The 20,053-nt window shown below is 35.4% G+C and carries 12 protein-coding genes; 4 read left to right on the plus strand and 8 right to left on the minus strand.

Annotation, left to right across the window (positions count from 1 at the left end):
* Positions 1-170: 170 nt before the first annotated feature.
* The 3 genes from AC27H3_RS05030 to AC27H3_RS05040 all read right to left on the minus strand — a co-directional run bounded on the left by AC27H3_RS05030 (position 171) and on the right by AC27H3_RS05040 (position 2,563).
* On the minus strand, positions 171-662 hold the full coding sequence (locus tag AC27H3_RS05030; RefSeq protein WP_487104248.1) for a DUF2569 domain-containing protein: 492 nt from the start codon (positions 660-662) through the stop codon (positions 171-173).
* 441 nt (positions 663-1,103) lie between these two features.
* A complete protein-coding gene (locus AC27H3_RS05035) occupies positions 1,104-1,439 on the minus strand; it encodes a zinc ribbon domain-containing protein YjdM (RefSeq protein WP_487104250.1) in 336 nt (111 codons plus the stop codon).
* 155 nt (positions 1,440-1,594) lie between these two features.
* Entirely contained in the window at positions 1,595-2,563 is a 969-nt protein-coding gene (locus AC27H3_RS05040) for a DUF1186 domain-containing protein (protein WP_487104251.1), read from the minus strand.
* A gap of 353 nt (positions 2,564-2,916) precedes the next feature.
* Between AC27H3_RS05040 and AC27H3_RS05045 the strand changes: the two genes are divergently transcribed.
* Together AC27H3_RS05045 and AC27H3_RS05050 are read left to right on the plus strand one after the other, a co-directional pair.
* On the plus strand, positions 2,917-3,381 hold the full coding sequence (locus tag AC27H3_RS05045) for a hypothetical protein (RefSeq protein WP_085303492.1): 465 nt from the start codon (positions 2,917-2,919) through the stop codon (positions 3,379-3,381).
* Between the two features lie 43 nt (positions 3,382-3,424).
* The gene (locus tag AC27H3_RS05050) at positions 3,425-4,489 is read left to right on the plus strand and encodes a PQQ-dependent sugar dehydrogenase (protein ID WP_487104253.1); all 1,065 of its coding nucleotides are present in this window, start codon (positions 3,425-3,427) and stop codon (positions 4,487-4,489) included.
* Positions 4,490-4,594: 105 nt separating this feature from the next.
* On the opposite strand, the gene AC27H3_RS05055 is transcribed toward AC27H3_RS05050, so the two are convergent.
* Entirely contained in the window at positions 4,595-6,790 is a 2,196-nt protein-coding gene (locus AC27H3_RS05055; protein WP_487104255.1) for a cytochrome c3 family protein, read from the minus strand.
* A gap of 578 nt (positions 6,791-7,368) precedes the next feature.
* Here AC27H3_RS05055 and AC27H3_RS05060 point away from each other — a divergent pair.
* The gene (locus tag AC27H3_RS05060; protein WP_487104257.1) at positions 7,369-9,321 is read left to right on the plus strand and encodes a DEAD/DEAH box helicase; all 1,953 of its coding nucleotides are present in this window, start codon (positions 7,369-7,371) and stop codon (positions 9,319-9,321) included.
* A 198-nt stretch (positions 9,322-9,519) separates the two neighbouring features.
* Here AC27H3_RS05060 and AC27H3_RS05065 read toward each other — a convergent pair whose 3' ends face one another.
* A complete protein-coding gene (locus tag AC27H3_RS05065; RefSeq protein WP_487104258.1) occupies positions 9,520-11,385 on the minus strand; it encodes a choice-of-anchor I family protein in 1,866 nt (621 codons plus the stop codon).
* A gap of 990 nt (positions 11,386-12,375) precedes the next feature.
* Here AC27H3_RS05065 and AC27H3_RS05070 point away from each other — a divergent pair.
* Entirely contained in the window at positions 12,376-13,359 is a 984-nt protein-coding gene (locus tag AC27H3_RS05070; protein WP_487104259.1) for a hypothetical protein, read from the plus strand.
* A gap of 848 nt (positions 13,360-14,207) precedes the next feature.
* Here AC27H3_RS05070 and AC27H3_RS05075 read toward each other — a convergent pair.
* The 3 genes from AC27H3_RS05075 to AC27H3_RS05085 all read right to left on the minus strand — a co-directional run bounded on the left by AC27H3_RS05075 (position 14,208) and on the right by AC27H3_RS05085 (position 20,014).
* Complete coding sequence (locus tag AC27H3_RS05075) at positions 14,208-14,837, minus strand: hypothetical protein (RefSeq protein WP_487104261.1); 630 nt, start codon at positions 14,835-14,837, stop codon at positions 14,208-14,210.
* A 56-nt stretch (positions 14,838-14,893) separates the two neighbouring features.
* Complete coding sequence (locus AC27H3_RS05080; RefSeq protein ID WP_487104263.1) at positions 14,894-18,619, minus strand: hypothetical protein; 3,726 nt, start codon at positions 18,617-18,619, stop codon at positions 14,894-14,896.
* A gap of 222 nt (positions 18,620-18,841) precedes the next feature.
* A complete protein-coding gene (locus tag AC27H3_RS05085; protein WP_487104264.1) occupies positions 18,842-20,014 on the minus strand; it encodes a hypothetical protein in 1,173 nt (390 codons plus the stop codon).
* Between the last annotated feature and the right edge of the window lie 39 nt (positions 20,015-20,053).

A 20,053-nucleotide genomic window follows, 5' to 3' on the forward strand; every position in this document is an offset into this window, starting at 1 on the left:
GGCTTAAATTGCTAGATATGAAAAGATTTATCCATAAAGCGGCAATGCGCATTGAAATATCGATACTTTAATCGGATTATTTGTCTTGGTGTTTTCTTAGTTTAGTCAAGTGCTTATGATTTGAATTTAGGATGGGTGTCCTGTTAATTTAACCCTTATTTGTTATGTATTTAATTGATAAAGGTATCTCTAGATCTTTGAGAATATATTAGATAGGGTGACCAAATTATTAAAGCTGCAAAACTACGAGCTATTTCTTTAAGAGTTTCTGCATCAAAAGCTTCAACTCCTGATACTAATAAAGATACAACATAAGCATCAAGAACTATAAATAAAGTAGAAAAAAGAGCTAATCCAAAATACCACTTAGGTAAATTAGATTTTTTATTAAAGAAAAGGTAAATAAGGTACATACCACCTATTATCATCGCGAAATTTAGTAATATTTCACTAATGAAAAACACACCGAAATAAGGTATGTAAGACTCACTACTAGGCAATGTTAACGCCTCCCAACTACCGTCTGTAAAAAAAGTTGGATAAGTTGTACCAAGGAAGTACAGTTGTCGAATGGGCGATAGTACAACGCCTAAAGCAACTAAAATTAACCAACCACCAATATCAATTGGTTCTTTCTTATCGATGACTTCCAATGTTTCCAATTCATACTCCTAAGTACATAACAGCTTATTATGAGGAAAAATTCCTTGTTTAAACAAGGAAAAAATCCTTCTTTCATATTTTACAATAATCAAAACATACCTGATTTATTTAATATCTACAATAAGTTACTCATAAAACATTTCGTTATGTTAAAGACATAAACGAGAATATTTCCTTTTTATTGGATGAAAGCAGGAAATCGCACTAAGCTGTACGAAAACACAGTATTACTTATGACGTAACAAAAAACTATTTTATGACAATCATCTAAAGTTTGCGTAGGGTTCAATAATTTCAATTTGGAACGAGAATCTTGGTAATTTTGTTAACTTGCTGCAGTTCTAACATAAACTAAATTACGAACAGGAAGATGCAGTCTCAATGTCAGTTTTAGGCTCACAAATGTTATAAAGTAAATACATGATGATAGATATTTTCAGTTAGGCTTTTTTTACAAATTTAGCTGTTACCATCATCTCGCCAACACCAGCAACCTTACAGTCAAGCTCATGATCTTTTTTATTAAGCACTCGCCTAATTTGAGCCTTAGTGCCAATTTTAATAACTTGAGAGCTACCTTTAATTTTTAAGTCTTTAACCACTGTTACCTTGTCACCATCAGCAAGTAATGCACCATTAGCATCTTTCACTTTGACTACAGCATCTTGCTCAACTTCTTGGGGGTTCCACTCGAAGTCGCATTCTGGACATATGAATAACTGTTGATCTTGGTATACGTATTTAGACTGGCAATTTGGGCATGCAGGGTATGACATTATTTATTACTTTTAATTTAGTTATGTTAGTTATGGTTGGTGGTGTTAATCGAGTTAACCAAGTTGAAAGTCTTTAGTGACAAACCCTTAGGCTTTTTCCCTAAAGACTTTCATGGTAAAACGATATTATAGTATTGGCAATGCAGCTAATGTGTTTACTGTAAACAACACTTTTTATATTTTTTACCACTGCCACACGGACAAGGTTCATTGCGACCAACGGTAGGCAATGAGCTAACCGGTACACTATTGTCGAGAATCGTTTGTTCGTCGTATAAAATATCAGACAATAAACCACCGTCTCCCATTAGAGCATCAAAAGCGCCAGTGTCGTCAGGTAGTAAACCTTCTAATGAGTTATCTTCAAGGCTCGAAATTTCATCTTCAGCCCACTCACTTAATGTTTCAATAGCATCAAAGTTAGGTTGAATAATGTCAGACGCGATCACTTTACGTGCAAAACGGTTATTCCATTCAACGACTTCTTCTTGACTAAATCTGTCGTCGTCAAATAGATTTTTGTCAGCTAAGCCAACAAATTTGTCTTTAAAGTTATCAAGTTGATAATCAATACAGTAATTTGCTAAAGCACTAAGCAAAAAACTATTGATAGTACTTGGCATAGCTAAAAATGTTGTTAGCCAATGTGTTACATGTTCGGTTAGTTCGTTTAAATCTATTGTACCTACTTCATATTGCGCAAACACCGCTTCCATTGCTGATGCTTTGCAATACATAGCTTGATGGCCAGCAACAATATAATCAGATAAGGCCTGAGTGTTCCCGTTAGCAACATTATAAAATATTGTTGGCGTTAACTCAGTAAGCGCATCACCGAATACTTTTTCAAGAGGCGTTAAAAACGAATCGCTATGTGAAAATAACGTTAAACACTTTGTTAAAGCTTGAGTATATTTAAATTCGGCAATAAATAAGGTGCCAAAAAATAGCAACGCATTTTGCTCATCAGTTAACGATGTCTCGTCAGTAATAAATTGATCAATTAATTTTTCTAACTGTGGGTAAAATTCTCTCCAGTGTTTTTTAACTGTTTCGAGCGCTGCAACAGGTAAATCGTTACCATGTGCATTACCTATTGCCAGCAAAGCTTGTTCTAAATTCATGTAAATTCCGGTTAAATCAATATTAATTTGTCGCTATAACTATATGGTAAACACTTACGCTGCTCGTTTCCATTTTTAACCGCTGTTTTAATGTTGTTAGTTATTAAACTCATAACAATATCGCAGAATAAATAGCATCTTTGATTTTACCCCTTCAAGTCGACATTAAGTAAAGTTGCTGCTTTTGGCTATTATAACGCGATTATAATCGAAGCTTTATTATAGGATGATTTTGACCATGATAATTATCATCAGCAGTTTACTAGCGTCGTACGGTTTATTATAAAGCAGTGTAAAGTAATAACTTATTTCTATAGACTAGCTAGATTGTCTCGACTTAAATAAGGTTCTATATGCTCAAAACCATTGTAGTGTTTATTTTCACCACACTTATTGCCACACTACTTGTGTGTATTGTGTCTACTCAAATTGTATTAGCAGACGTGCAGTCATTTGGCCTTAACGTTACGAATGATGTACGTTTAAATGCAACGCTAGATGATTTAATTGGTTTAGGACCTGTATTATATATATTGATTTCGGTAGGTTTTTTAATCGGTTTTATTGTTGCTAAATACGCACATAAATATATCGGTGGTAATAGAACGCTTTGGTATGTTGCCTCTGGTTGCACGACCTTTCCAATAACAACGTATATCATTCAATATAGTATGGGCTTAACTATAATAGCTTCAGTGCGAACGCCAATAGGCCTTTTACTCGCAACACTCTGTTGTATATTTTCAGCGTGGCTTTTTGCTTTGCTAACCACGAAGACGCTAACAAATAATAAATCAGGTATTCAAAATGAAAAGTAGTTACCCGTTTTTTAGAAAAGTTCGATCCAGTTTGTTTTTAATAATGACTAACAGCTTGATACTTATCAACGCAAACGCACAAGATTATAAAGTATCAACTGTTGTTGAAAACTTAAATTTTCCTTGGTCAATCGCCTTTTTACCTAACAATGATTTGTTGATAACCGAACGTAGCGGTAATTTAAGGTTAGTTAGCGATGGTAAGTTACTTGAAGAAAAAGTTACAGGACTGCCAGATATTTATGTATCGGGCCCAGCGGGCTTATTTGATGTGGTGCTAGACCCAAACTTCGTTAAAAATAAAAAACTGTATATATCATATAGTGCTGGCACGCCGAGTAACAATTATGTTGAAGTGATCAGCGCTACCCTGCAAGGTATGTCGCTGCAGCAAACGCAAGTTATATTTCAAGGCTCAAGCAGAAATACGCCGCATCATCATGGCGCAAGGATGACATTTCTGCCCGATAACACCCTGTTAATAACAGCTGGCGATGGTTTTAATTTTCGCGACCAAGCACAATCGCTTGAGAGTTTATTAGGGAAAGTTCTGCGTATTAACACTGATGGCAGTATTCCAAAAGATAACCCATTTATTGGCCAAGCTAACGCTAGAGCAGAAATATACACTTATGGACACCGTAACCCACAAGCAATTTTAGTCAGTAAAGCTAAACAGGTTTGGCTACATGAGCATGGTCCAAACGGTGGCGATGAATTAAATTTAATTAAACCTGGGCTAAATTATGGCTGGCCTGCCATTACCTATGGCGAAGATTATTCAGGCGCTATTATTTCACCATTTAAAGAAGCACAAGGTATGGAACAGCCCGTAACCTATTGGGTGCCGTCAATCGCTCCTGCAGGGATGACAGAATATCAAGGGACTATTTTTCCGCAATGGCAAGGTAACTTATTCGTGGCAGCGCTTGCAGGTAAAAGTGTTAGACGTTTAAGCTTAGAAAACAATAACGTAGTCGAACAAGAAACTATGCTTGGCGATCGTGACCAACGAATAAGAGATATTCGAACCGGCCCAGACGGTTATATTTATGTGTTAACGGATAGCATAGAAGGCGAATTATTGAAGATATCACCAATGCAATAAAATCGTGTGTATGTTTAATTTGGTCCAGATAAAATAAAGCCAGTTAATTTTATGATTAACTGGCTTTATTTATGGAACTGTTCGTAATTCGAGTGCTGAAATTTTTTAAATAGACATATACCAATCAAAGTCAGCTTTATTCGCTAATTTTTGAGACAAATACAAACCTAACTCCTTCAATTGCGCCTTATTTTGATAACTAACGATTAACGTTTTTAATTTAGTTAAGGCTGCTTCACTCTGCCCTGCACCATCTAACGCTAAAATATAAGTATAAGCATATTGCGCATTATCAGGCATTAAGGTCATGGCTTTGTCAAAATGTTCGATCCCTTTAGCTAATTGTTTCTGGCGTACAAAGTGCAATCCGTAAGAGTAATGTAAATCGGCTGATTTAGGATTGTTTTTGAGCCCCTTTGACAGCACTAAAGCTACTTGAAATGGCTTTTGTTGAGCACGGTAAATATCGGCCAAATTAATGTAGCCGGTTAAAAAGTAAGGATCTACTTTAATTGCCTTTATAAATGATTTCTCTGCATCACTTAACTTATTTAATTCAATCGCAATAACACCTTGGTTAGCAAGGCCTTCACCGCGCCAACTGCTAATTTCATTTGAATGAGTTAATGCTTTGAACGCTTTATCGAACAGCGGCTGATCTACAGCTGATATTTTACTGGTAATTAAACCTCGTGCCGCAGCAATTCTTACTGATTTGTATTGATCTTGTAACAATAGCGAAAGGTATTTCACCTTATCGTTAGGAGGTAATAATGTAGCGATATTCGCAGCACTTAGCCTGATCAACCCTTCAGAATGGCTGAGATAAGGCGCTAAAATTTCGGCAGTTATTGTTTGCGTAGTGTAACTCAGTAATTGTATCGCTGTGGCTCTACTGATGATATCGAGTTGAACATCAGAAATTATCGCTAAATGCTGCTCAATATCGATGGCTTGACCTGAATTTAATGCCAGTAAATATTTTTTGCTCGTCAGTAAGGGCTCTGGTTTACCATGCCATTTTACTAAATTCTCACTTGCCCATTGATTCGATTTATCTTCATGACACTTTTTACAGGCATTAGGTGTGTTATACGCTTGAGAGATATCAGGGCGAGGAATTTTAAAACTATGATCACGCCTATTATCAACACCCATATAGGTGTTTTGCGGCATATGGCAATTAACACACTGTGCGCCACTCGTATTATCCTCATGTTGATGATGTGCTTTTACATTATAAACCTCGCTGCCATGACACTGCAGGCATAAACCGTTACCTTCTACTTTTAATTTCATGGTGTGTTTGTCATGACAATCGACGCAATTAACCCCTGCGGCGAACATTTTACTCTGTAAAAATGAGCCATAAACATACACTTCTTCTTTGATCTGGCCATCGGCATAGTAATTGGGCGATGCTAATAGTTGTGGGGTAAATTGATCTAAAAACGGCGTGTTAGGTTTAATACCATCGTTTAATGGTGCACGTAATGAATGACAAGCAAAACAACCATCCATAAACTCATTATCACGTTTTTCACCTTGCCAATGTGCAGTTTTGTCGCCAAGACTTCTTAGCCATTGCCCAGTGCGGTGATTAGACGCTGTAAAATTAGTACCCGTCTTTGGTTTTATCGCTTTTTTTGCATGAGTAGACATATCATCATGACAAGATAAGCAACCAACGTTGATATTATCGAACTGTGTGTCAAAGCTGTTGTCTTTTGTTTCATAGTTCCTGACCAAACCATCAGAATGACAATCGGCACACATGCCATTCCAATTTTGTAATGGTTGACGCCAATGTAACCTATCTTCAGGTCGTATTTCTTCATGGCTATAGTTGTGATACCACCGCTGCCCGCCGTCAGATTTTTCTCTTGCGTCCCAAGCAAAGGGTAACACCTGTAATTTTCCTGGCTCAGTTTCAACTAAATATTGCTGAAGCGGAAAATGACCAAAGGTGTATTTTATTGGATAAATATCTGTTTTATCATCATAGGAAATAGTGACTTGGTAACGATTATCTTTAATAAAAAAATTAGCTTTTTGTCCATAATGCTCAACCTGTTTATTATTAAAATCAGCTAAAACTGTCGTTTCATCGGCAAGCGCCATGGCTTTACTGTGATCAGATTGTTGCCAATCATGTTGTGATTGCTCATGGCATGAAATGCACTGCTGATTTGATATAGCGTTAGCCTTTTGAAAACTGTGCTGTTCGATCTCAAAAGCTTGTACATTAACTACTGAGAATAAGCCGATTAAAGCCAAATAAAAAAAATGATAAAACTTCAAAACGTTACTTACCTTTAAACAACTTCACAAAATAATTAACTTCGTAATTATGCATAACTATATGATTTCATCTCAGGAAAAATATGCTTACTTACCCATGCTTACTTACCTTTGCATACAAGTCCTAATGTATTATTGATAATACAATATTATTACAATCGAACTTACTTTAATTCGATTGTAATAACAAAGTTTGTTGGTTATTTGTTGCAGGTAAACGGCTTGGTCTTAAACCCTATAGTTATTGATAATAATTTTTTAATATGGCCTAAAACATTAACTTTAAAACTGTAGATTCGTCAATTTACAACAAAATTTACAACAAAACTTACAATTCAGCGTCTAAAATAGGTAAAGCATTCAATTTTCCTATCCACCTGTATTAAAAGAAAATATTTACAAAGTACCGGTAACGCGATACCATTTATTAACATTTAAATTTAGAAATAGTCGCTATCAGTCGCTATTGGCTAAATGTTAGATATAAAAGGTTAAATACTAAAATGTAAAGTTTAAGACTTAGCCATTATTTTGCTATTATGGCTACTTTAATTTTTCCGATAAGGTAGCAGTACTGCGTGGCAGTTTTTCAACTTAGAGATTATCAACAAGACGCTGTTTCTTCAGTGCTAAAACACTTTCGAAAAACCAACGAATCTGCGGTGATTGTGTTACCAACTGGCTCAGGTAAAAGTTTGGTCATTGCTGAACTTGCACGTTTAGCCAAACGTAAAATACTCGTGCTAACCCATGTAAAAGAATTAGTTGAGCAAAACCATCAAAAATTTGAAAGCTACGGTGTTGCCGCTGGTATTTATTCTGCGGGTTTAAAACTTAAAGAAACTCAACACCAAGTCACATTCGCTAGCATACAATCAGCAGCGCGTAACCTTGACGATTTTAATGAGCCCTACTCTTTAATTATTATTGACGAATGTCATCGAGTTAATGTGCCTAGCCCTGACTTGTCTGGTGAACAATCGAATGCTTTGTTGGATGCAAAACCGAATAAACCACTCCAAGATAAAACACAGCACGAAGAAAAATCACCAGAAACAAAAAACAAGCAGACTAATAGTAATCAATATCAACAAATTATTGAAAAGTTGATGCAAGTTAATCCCGATGTAAAGCTATTAGGGTTAACCGCTACACCTTATCGCTTAGGCATGGGCTGGATTTATAAAAAGCATTACCGTGGTTTTATGCGCAGCGAAGAAAAGCGACCTTTTGAGCACTGCATTTATGAACTCCCCATTCGTTACTTAATTAAACGCGAGTATTTAACCGAGCCTAAACTCGTTGATGCTACCATAGAGCATTACGATTTTAGTAGCTTACGTGCAAACGCCTCTGGCGATTATAGTCCTGCGGATATGAATCATCTGTTGAACAAAAACCCTCGAGTGACGCAAAGTATTATTGAGCAGGTTGTTGAGTTAAGTGAACAACGTCAAGGTGTTATGATATTTGCCGCCACCGTTGAACATGCAAAAGAAGTTTTTAGTTATTTACCTTCGCAGTTAAGTGCATTAATCACCGGCGCTACCGACAACGCCGAACGCGATCAGTTAATTAAAGCATTCAAGCATAAAGAGATTAAATACCTAGTGAATGTTTCGGTATTAACCACCGGCTTTGACGTTCCCCATGTTGATATGATCGCCATATTACGCCCAACACAATCGGTTAGTCTTTATCAACAAATCATCGGTCGCGGTTTGCGTTTAAGTGAGAACAAAAAAGATTGTTTGGTGATTGATTATACTGGAAATGACTTTGATCTTTATCACCCCGAAGTAGGCGAGAAAAAACCCAGTAGTAAAAGCCAACCTGTGCAAGTTGTTTGCCCTAGCTGTGAATTTCCAAATGTGTTTTGGGGCATTTGTGATGATGACGGTTATTTAGTTGAGCACTACGGTCGACGATGCAAAGGTCTTGTTGATGATCCCACTGACGAGCAATCATATCTAGTAGAAAGCCAGCGCCAATGCGACTATCGCTTTGTATTCAAAGAGTGTCCGCATTGCGGTGGTGAAAATGACATAGCAGCTCGTAACTGTTTACAGTGCCTTGAGGTCTTGGTTGATCCTGATGATATGTTAAAAAAAGCACTAAAACTTAAAGATTCAAAAGTTATACGTTGTGCAGGCCTTAATTTAAGCAGAAATAATGGCAGAGGTAATGGCAGAAATAATGGCAAAGCTAGTGATAAGGGATCTGATAAGTTAAAAATCACTTACCATGATGAGGAAGGTACTGAGCTTACTGAATCGTTTGATTTTACTCAGTTGAATCAAGTAAAAGCCTTCAATGATATTTTTTCTAAACGCCTTAGCGCTAAAATAAGTCTACAACTAGGCGCTACTGAATCGTATGAAGTCACTACCCTTGAACAAGCATTAAAGCTAGCTAACATACTGCCGTGCCCTGACTTTGTTATTGCCAGAAAACAAAAATATTACTGGCGAATTAAAGACCGAATTTTTGACTATCAAGGTAAGTATCGAAAAGCTAACGAGCTTAAATAGCGTTCTAAGAAAGCTCAAAGTTAAGTTCATAGTTAAGCTAATCGATTTACGTTAAACCTTGAGTAAAAATACCGGCTATTTGGTATTTAAAATATAGAGTAGCTATCTTTTCATAACACTTAACATTGCACTTAACATTATGTTTATATCGCATAACGGGGTCACAATAAAATGTGTCCCCGTTAGCAATTTTCTTTATTATTGCTCAGTAACTTGGTAAACCGTAACGGTTCCAGATACTTCATTACCAATCACTAATAATGGCGTATTTGTTGGGCTGTCTGCTGCTGATATAAACTTAATACTTTCAGGACCTAGATCACCTGCCATATTCACTTGTGTGCAATCCATGCCTTCATTGCTATCACAAGGGTTAGCTAAATCATCATCCATTTCGTAATCAACGCTAAAGTCACGGTTATTGTAATGGGTAACAAAAGCAGTATTAAAAGGGTTTGTAATGTCGTAGACAAATAAATCCCCTGCTCGTTCTTGAGAAATAAAAGCGTAAGTTCTTCCTGCTATTTCTCCAACATCAATCGCTTCAGGCTCGCCACCCTTATCATCAGAGCGGTTATCGCCTTTATTTTCAGTATGTGCAGCATTAAAATTGTTGCCAAGAATAGCTGACGAAATTTTGCCGAAATCATCGCCTGAATCAAAAACTAAATTGACGTTTTGATCCCAAATAGAGAATGATCGCGCGCCATAAGCAAATAACTCTTCATACTCACCATCTTGGTCTTTATCACCTAAAGCTGTGGTAACTTTTAAACGTCCTAAATAGTCACTACCGCCCGTTTCGTCATACTGACTTTGTAACGTGGTTGACAGTGTTTGATTGAGCTCATCGGGATCAATAATATCTTTAACGCGTACCTCTTCAGAATATCCGTCGTAATCTCTGGCGTCACCTTCATTGGCAGAAACAATAAATGTCGAACCATTCCACGAATATGAAGCAATAGTATCGGGTTGATACATGCCATATAACCCTTGAATGCTTTTAAACTGAGGAACTTCGTCTTTATTAGTAAAGTCTAATTGATATTTACCCCAATCTTTATAACCCAGCGCTTTCACTTCAATGGTTAAATCTTTAAGATTTATTATGCCGATAGCATTATTTTCTTGCAGAGACACATACGCTATTTCGCTGTTACTGGCAGTGGTAATATATTCAGGTTCTAAATCTTTCGCGACTGTATTACCTATTGGTCCAGCAAACTTAACCCCTGCTTTTGTTAAAATAGCGAGACGTTTTTCATCGGTATCATAATCTTCAGGAGATAAATTATCATCACTAAAGACAATGTCTGAGCTTAAATTAATTGTAACTGCAACATCAGCTGGCATCATTTCAGCAACATCAATAACTGATATTGAGCCCTCAGGATCATTTGAGTAATCAGCATTGGGTTCACCTTCATTGGCAACTAATACCTTATTACCATCGGGCGTAAAAGTAACCATATCTGGCAAAGCTCCCGCTTCCACTGCTTTAATAAACGTACCTTCGCCAAGCGCATTTAAGCTATAAAACAAAATAGCGCCGGATGCTTGTTTAACTTCACCTTCAACAGCAATGGCTAACAAGTCATCTTTAATGGCAATTGAATTAACCGCACCTAACACAATGGTATTTTCAACGCCAGAGCTGTTCTTTACTGAAACGCTTAAGGGAAAAGTAAAAGCATTTGAGCTTAAGCTTTCATCTGCGACAGGGTTACCTACTTCTGTTGTTGAAAGATCAGTTAAGTTAATAACCTCAATTTGATTAGCAGCGCCATTAATAGCAAAAGCAGAGTTTGAATTTTTATGAAATTGAACAATTTCTGCCGCGCTTTTGCCATATATACCGGTAGCAAAACGGCCAACTACTTCAACATTTAATTCACGAGGTAAACTTTTACCGTCGCTGCCGTCAGTTCCAACAACACCTGGAATGCCCTGTGCGCCATCAATGCCTTGCTCGCCATTATCGCCGTCTAGGTTACATCCGCTTAACGCCATCGATAATGCAACAGTAAGTAACCCTGCTTTATACTTATTAATTTTTAACATCTTTTATTCTCGTTATTTAAAAATGAAATAAGACTAGGGAGTTTATGTGGCAAAAAAATGACTTTAAGGTGACAGAAAAATTACAAAAATAATAATTTACATTGAATGTGCCTTTAGCTTTTTAACTTACCTAAGATGAAGCAGTTGGGATATTTTAATTTAGAGTAGCGTTTAGAAATTTCAATTTAAGATCAGCGTTCTTTTAATTCTACCGTTCTACCATTCTACCTAAGTTTGATAGTGAGAAGTGGTGATTATTGAGCTATTAAAAGAAATTATAAAATTACATTTTAAGACCATATTCAATTGTTAGTTGGATTTATTTTTAAGGTTAATCATCAAATTCGTCCGAATTATTTCAAGCGTAAATGACATAACTATCACTAAAATTGAATGGATTATATAGCCTAAGCCGACTAATGGATCTGATGAGCAACTAGACTTAAGGATTTCACAATAGAAAAAGGCGACAAAGAACGTAGATGAAATAGCTAAACAAATTAATAGTACAAATCGAAATAACGACCTCCATCTCAGTAAATGTATAATTAAAACGATTACAATTGATGGTACTACAACGTTTAATATTCCTTCCATGGTATACCTTAAATGCTTATATAAAATTTCATCATGACACTCTATTTAAATACAATCAATTTAAATACAACCAAACTAAATACAATCAGATACATAGCATCAAAATTTTAACAGTGTACAGTTGTTGCCATTAACAAATTACGCGATTGATTATTAGCATTGGAAGATTACTAGTAGTATCTCAATTCACACCAAATACTATTTCCCGATAAGTATACTTCTTAATTTAGGTTGAGTGTTATGCTAATTCTATATCTTTAAATAACAGGCTATTGTATGCGGATACCATTTAATTTAACCTGCTTCATCGAAAATAATTAAGAATCTGTTAAGAAGCCAATTAGAAAAATATATACCTAACACTCGATATTGATGTAAGGACACAATAAACTCATGTTTCAACGTAGAAAAAATTTCTCGACGTCAGTCTTACTATTAATATTGTTGAATATTGGCTTAGCCTTATTTATCTTCAATTTTATCGATGATACGGAAATGAAAAGCGTAACTACGAGCGTATTTAACACCGACAATAACCAAGTTATTGACACTCAGGGTACAAATACCAAGTCCACAAAACCTATAGCCGATGTAAAAAGTATTAACGCTCATCACTCATTACATACTACAAGTAGAAAAAGTGCTGAAATGGTCGTTATGAAGAGGCCTGAATGGAAATTTTCCAACAATTTATTGAGTAAGCTTGAAGAACTTACAAGCGCCGCCGAAAGCGGAGATAATGAAGCAAGGTATATTCTTGCGAGGAACCTTAACTATTGTTTTAACAGTCCCATAGATAAAACCGCACTTGATATAAAACTAACGCAAGCCCTCGATTATAGCGATAGCGCACTTACAATAAGTAGAATATCAGAGAAATATAAGTATTGTATTGGCATTGAACAAAAACAGCGTAAAGAGTTTTACAATTACTCGAAAGTCGCTGCAAACAATGGATATGTAGCCGCACAAGAATATATTGGCACTATTACACCAGAGTTTTTTATGACGTCTCAGGGCTATCAAAGCCTTGAACGAGAAGACTTTATAACAACGCGCGATAATTTTCTTGCACAACAAATAAAATTTTTACAACAAGCTGCACAAAATGGCAGCATCAAAGCATTAACGAGGTTGTCTCATATTGGTAATGCACAGAAATTTAGCAAAAATAATAATGTTAAATCTGCAGCATTTAATCAATTAATTCTAGAACTGACTCCAAATAACGAAATACATAACCGTTATGCATGGCTTCAAGAAAAACTTTATCTACAACTAACACCAGAAGAAATTGATCATGCATTCGTAATGTCTGAAGCGTGGTTAGTAGTGATTAAAGCAAACGGGACTTTGTACTTAGAAGATGATGAGTAAAAGGGATAGGCACCGTTTTATTAATTCGACTAAGCTTATTCAACTTCGAGTGAGTGTTCTTGTTAATTATAACTATTGACTATAAGCAACGGAAGAAAGCAAAAAGCCCGCTAACCTTTCGATTAACGGGCTCTTCTTAATATGTCGGTGAGAAAGAGATTTGAACTCTACTTGAAGGATTAGCGCTACAAACCCTTTTTATTAATTCCTGAAAAGCAAAAAAACCGCTAATCTTTCGATTAACGGGCTCTTCTTAATATGGCGGTGAGATAGAGATTTGAACTCTACTCGAAGGATTAGCGCTACAAACCCTTTTTATTAATTCCTGAAATGCAAAAAGCCCGTTAATCTTTCAATTAACGGGCTTTTTTATAATATGGCGGTGAGATAGAGATTTGGACTCTACTTGAAGGATTAGCGCTACAAACCCTTTTTATTAATTCCTGAAATGCAAAAAGCCCGTCAATCTTTCAATTAACGGGCTCTTCTTAATATGGCGGTGAGAAAGAGATTTGAACTCTACTTGAAGGATTAGCGCTACAAACCCTTTTTATTAATTCCTGAAAAGCAAAAAACCCGCTAATCTTTCGATTAACGGGCTCTTCTTAATGTGGCGGTGAGAAAGAGATTTGAACTCTACTTGAAGGATTAGCGCTACAAACCCTTTTTATTAATTCCTGAAAAGCAAAAAACCCGCTAATCTTTCGATTAACGGGCTCTTCTTAATATGGCGGGAGGAATGGGACGAGTATGGGCACTGGTTTTATTCAATAAAATTGCCGCTTGAGTAATTATTTTATAAAATTGAAGTGCTCATTTCTCATAGTAAGGATATTATAAAATCCTTACTATGAGTGTTTATTTACCTTTCCAAGTTTACTTACGTCCACAACCACTTCAAATTCAACAGACTGATCCGAAAACAAAATATTATCTCTAGAGTAAATTGTTTCTAAGACTACTCTACTTTCAGTGTCAAACCATTCTTGCCCTTGGTAATGTGTATAAGCAAAGTCTTTTGCTACTTGTAGGGACGTTGTCCAAGCTTGACCATATCTCCCTCTTTTGTGTTCAACAATATCACAGCCTCTATATAATTTAACATCTTGGTCCAGTGAAGAAATGTCATTTGGAGTTAAAACTTCGGTAAGTATTATTTTAGGACCCCAACATTGATTTTCCTGACGTGTGTATAGCTGGTGGAGCCCATTAAATGCATAACCTACAAATGCATACCGTAAAGCATCTAAAACTTGCAGAGCTTCATCATTTTGAATCTTTTCAGATAACATACTTGAATGCGAGTTAATAAACTTCTCTGCAACATTATCTTCAAAAGTAAACGTATCTTCCTTTAACGCCTCAAAGCTTTGAATTGTGCCAATAAAACTTTCTACAGCATTGATAATAATTTGTAAAAATTCAGAAATTGAAGAGTCATTCAATTTATTTTCAATAGAGGTGATATCAATTTTCATGTTAGTTTCCATGAAATATTTATCAGAAATTTTGAACACTAGTTGACTCCATATGATTACTTAAGTTCTAATTCGCTTTGTAGTAACGCCAATCCGTAGACTCCTTGTAACTGTACTTCTTCGGTAACTTGACCCTCTAAGTAGCTTTTTGCTCCAAGATACACAGGTTTATTTATTTCTTCACCTTTAGAAAAAGCCTCGCTTTGTTCAACCATTTCGTTCCAACGTTCATGGATAAAATCTGAAATTTCTGCTAAATCTTCTAGATCATTTTCTTCAATAAATTTTTCTATTAACTCTAAATTATACTTAAAGGTGTGCTTCAATTTGTCAATCGTTTCACCTTCATCTTCAGTTAAAGCAGACAGATCTCTCACGGCAACGATCAATGATAACGATTGGATACTCGAAAGACATAATTGAAAACAGCTTTGATAAACGGACTCAAAAAAAGTGTATTTACTGTCATTTTTCCAATCATTAGAAAAATCTAAATTAGGATACGGTAGAGGCATATTAAATGCTGGTTTAATAGACATACTAGGAACAATAGCCCCCTTAACTAAAGGAGTTAAAGAGTAAACCCAATCCTGTCCTAAAATATTCTTCGCACTATCTATAACTATATCTATATAACTAGCCTGCTCTAAAATGTTATCCATTTTTATCAAAATTGATATTTCTACAGGAGGCCAATATATAGTGTCTTTTGCTTCGATTTCCCTTATTTCAAATTCAATATAATGTTCTTTCAATGCAAGTTCATTTTTGAGTGAGGCAAGTAACTTTCTTAATTTTCTATCAGCACTATCTTTACAGAACCTTGCAGCCGCTGGTATTCCCCCACCTAACGGCCCTTTTTTTGCTGTTTTGACAATATTCGCTATCTTATTTGGTGACGGATCTTGATCCATTTCATGTAAGATAAAAGATACATCCTCTATTCGCTTTGCTAGCTTATTTATTTCTTCAATAGGCGGTGAAGAAATAAAAGACCAAATTCTGAGTGTTCTTTGTGCTAAAAAATCTTGTGCTAAATCACCTGCATATACGGCTTCTGATTTACATCTGGCTCCGGGAGTAACCTTACCCATTCGATTAGAAAGGTTGCTTAATAGACCGGAGATTGCGCCTGTAAGCCTATCAACTTCTGTAGCTTGGTTTTGACTGTTGAATTGTTGATGATTTTCGACTTCTTCTGAATAATTTAACTCATTTACCTTAGTTATTATTTCATTGAATTGATCTGCAAACTGATTCTTTCGATTAATCGATTTCCCTTTAATCCATTGCTCAGAAAAAGACCTAAATAGTTTTTCACTTTTATTGAGGCAATCTTGAATTGCAATCGCATAATCAGTACTTCTCTCCAAAGAAGCTTTACTATTCATTATTTTTTGAAACGCTACATTCCATGCTACCTTGTCTTTAGCATGGATGTTTTCTCTAGGCATATTCTTATCATGATAACTATGCTCACCAACTTTAACAGACTCTCCATTAGGCCAAACTACTCTGCATTCAGCAGCATCAGCTTGTGGGCTTAATGCTATTAGTACTTCACAATTTTCCACCGCTAATGTATTGAAGTCGCTTTGAACATCGTCATCACCAATGAAGTGAATATTAGAACCTACTGTTACACCATGCTTGCCGTTGTCAATTAACTTAGGTTTACTTAACCAAGAAGATTGTGACTGATATAGATTTAGAAGCACATCATTTCCCCCTAGCTTTTCAACAATAGATTGAGAAAAACTAGGACTTATCTGATATGCAACCAACAAAAAATTTGCCAAATCACTAACTTTGTTACCATCTGAATCTGACGTTTTAACTACATCTATATCAAAATTAGTAGGAAATAATGAATCCTTATAGAAAGGGATAAAACACGAGAGAAGTTCTGAAGAGTCTTCCAAACTAGTCAATTTAGGATACTTAGTATTTTTATCAAGAAATTCTAGGCAAATTAATCTGTAATCTTTGTGTGACTCATTTTTATAATCAGCTAAACAATCAATGACTGACTGCCAATGTCGATTATCGTCTAGTTTAGGCGGTTCAATATTTGCGTTCGCAAACATAGATACAGTGTTCCAAATTGAACGACGCACTTGATATTTTTCGAGTTTACTAATTAGTAAATTTACACTTTGTTCTAAAGTTACAAGTCCTAAGCCTTTTAGAATTCCTACCCAAAAAGATGACTCATTATTAACGGATAATAGTTTAGCTAACTCATTGACTAGCGGCTCTCTCTCATTATATTCGATACCTTTAAACACTGAATAAACTATAAAAGGAAGCGTTTCATTAGTTGCACACATTATCCCTGTCATTAAGGAATCGTGCTTATGAAAAATAATACCATCATGACACGCTTCTGATAATGCATTTGAGCGGATATCATGGAGGCCGCCTAGCACTCCTTTACGGTTCTCATGGACTAAGTGTTCATCTAACAATCTTTTTAGAGCTAAGCTAGTTTCTTGAGGAGATATGCTTAGGGTTTCTTGAAGTTTAGCTGCATCAATCTCCCCTCCGTAAGATGATATTTCAGAACTAACCCTTACAATAGCTAACTCGTGGTTTCTTTCTTGAGTTTCTCGTGCTTTTATTTGATCTGATATTAAATCACTAAGTCTGTTCCCTTGCGTTAGAATATGGATATATTCAAGCATAAGTTCTTTTGAATTATTGAATGGTTCTTGCCAATGTTGCCAATCAGTACTCTTTGATTTTAATAAATTTCGCCAAATGAACTCAGCAGTTTCTTTATCTAACGATAATTCATGTATATAAATGTCACCCAAATTGTTTATTAAATATCTATCTTCCGCACGTATTGACCCTACGATATATAAATCATCAATATCCATAAAATGCTGTAAACATAAGTTCCATACTTCATAGTTTTGGGTATTAATCTCATCAAATGCTATGGCTATAGGATATTTTCGTGAAGGGGATCTTGATGAAATAAATTCAAAAATAGAATTTAAATCTTGGACGGTAGTTGTAGAACAAAGCTCAAACCATCTGTATGTATCAAAAGATTGAAAGACTGTACTCCAGAGTAATGCTGACTTTCCGGCACCAGATGGCCCACAAATCAGGCACTTTTTTTTACTGGCTAGATTTGAGGTTAATTCTTTTATTTTCGAATTTTGGAATAGAGCTAAACCAGACGATATATGTCTTGGCCTTGCCTTTACACCTTTGTAAAAATTAACATTAGGATCTGAAGTATCGAATCTAATTAACTTAATTACCCTATTAAGAATAGCTTTATCAATTAAACTGAAATCACTATATGACAGTACAGTGTTAATGATGCCTTCAACAGAATTTGAAGATATTTTTTGCCTATTGGCATAATTTAATTTTGCATTCTTTTGTGAGCAATCGGCAACCAGCATATATAAATCGGAAACGATTCCATTTGCAATTATTTTTGCAACGTCCAACTGCTCAACCAATAACTTAACAGATTCATTTTCTGGTGCTTTTGATACAAATATACAATGTTCAGAATCGAAAATGTCATCCGTAAACTTTTCCTCTAAATTTGAGCAAGGTTGCTCAAGTATTAACAACTCCTTTATTGGCTTTGAATTTTTTAAAGTGGAGTTAGATTTTTCTTTGACGATTTGTAAGTATTTATCCGCTTGATTTTGAGAGAACAGGCCATCTCTTTTTGATTTTATTTGAACCCATAACTCTAATTCATCTGATTCTAATGTGAAGTCTTCTAGTCCTTCGGGAACTATTGAACCCATGCTAATTTTTTTAGCCCACTGAAGCAGAAGAACATGAACCACTACTAAATGCTGATAATGAAAGCCTCTACTAGCCCTAGCTCCTGCTCTAGAGGTATCCCAAACATCTTCAAACGTATTTAGATTTTTAATATTATCATCCTTGTGTAACGACCTTAATTAAACCAGAAATACCTTACTAATGTCTGATCTATAGATGGCGTGGTTGCAGAACCTCATTTTTTAATTGACTCCACTTGCTAATAATTCACTTGTAGTCTCAACATCTTCCAATACATAAGCAAACTCGCCATCTTCATCGTGTGGAATACCAATATGTAAAAGTGAGTCAAATGATTCACATATCGATGATTTGTTAGAGAATTTATATACATAGTCAATGATGCAAACTCTGTGTCTTATTAAGTTCCCAAGATCTGTGAATTTAACAGGTAGACTAAACTCTTTTGTATGTTCACCTTCAGGTAAGATTAAAGTTGTGAACTGGTAATCATCAAATGGACTTATTAGAAATTTTTTCTCTATCCAATCTGTAATATTGATTAAAGCTGTAATATCCGATTGTTCTACATTTTTGGGATTTTTGAATATTTTATTTGCTAAGTCACTCAACGATTCTGACTGTTCTTTAAGCTGCGCAATAGTTTCCTTCGATATTTCATAATGAAATTGAGTGAAAGTACCGTATAAAACGCCATGCAGTGCTCTAGAATCACTTACCTGACCAAACATTGTCGATTGGTTACCCATATACTTTACGAACTCTTCAAGATGTTTAAAATAATTTGTGAAAGTATTTTGATTTTGTGCTTCTTTATATTGCTCGTTGGCAATCACTATTTGTTTAGATGTTAACTCCGATCTATTTATCAGTGCAATAAAAGTCATAAAAACACCTATTCCACCTAATATGGATACCAGAGGCTGGTATATTTCAATGAATAATTTTAATCCTTCTATTGAAATCTGAAAATTATAGGATTGTGAAACTACATAAACGAAGTAGATTGTAATGTTATAGGCGAGAATAAACGGATAGGTAAAAAGCGGTTCATGAAGTAATGAATACTCATTAGCTTCATCGTATATTCTTAGAACAAAATAAAGGGATAGCCTGTATAAAGTAATACATATAATGAGGGTTAGAGTCATAAACAGTAATATGCTAACTATTAAAGCGGTGTTAGAACCCTCCATGATTAAATTGCTATCAAGAAATTTTTTAACTTCAACCAGAACTATATATATAGCTGTAATTTGTCCACACAAAGCGACTATCAATTGGTTTTTAGCTTTTTGTAATATCCCTCTTGATCTAATTCTGTCTCCTATAATTTCAACATTTTTAACCGCAGCTTCCCAGCCAACAATATACATGAAAAAGTTTAATAACATTTATTGATTAATCCATTCAAAAAAGTGGTCTTCCGCTAG

The organism is Colwellia sp. NW0002-52-1 (assembly GCF_057550865.1).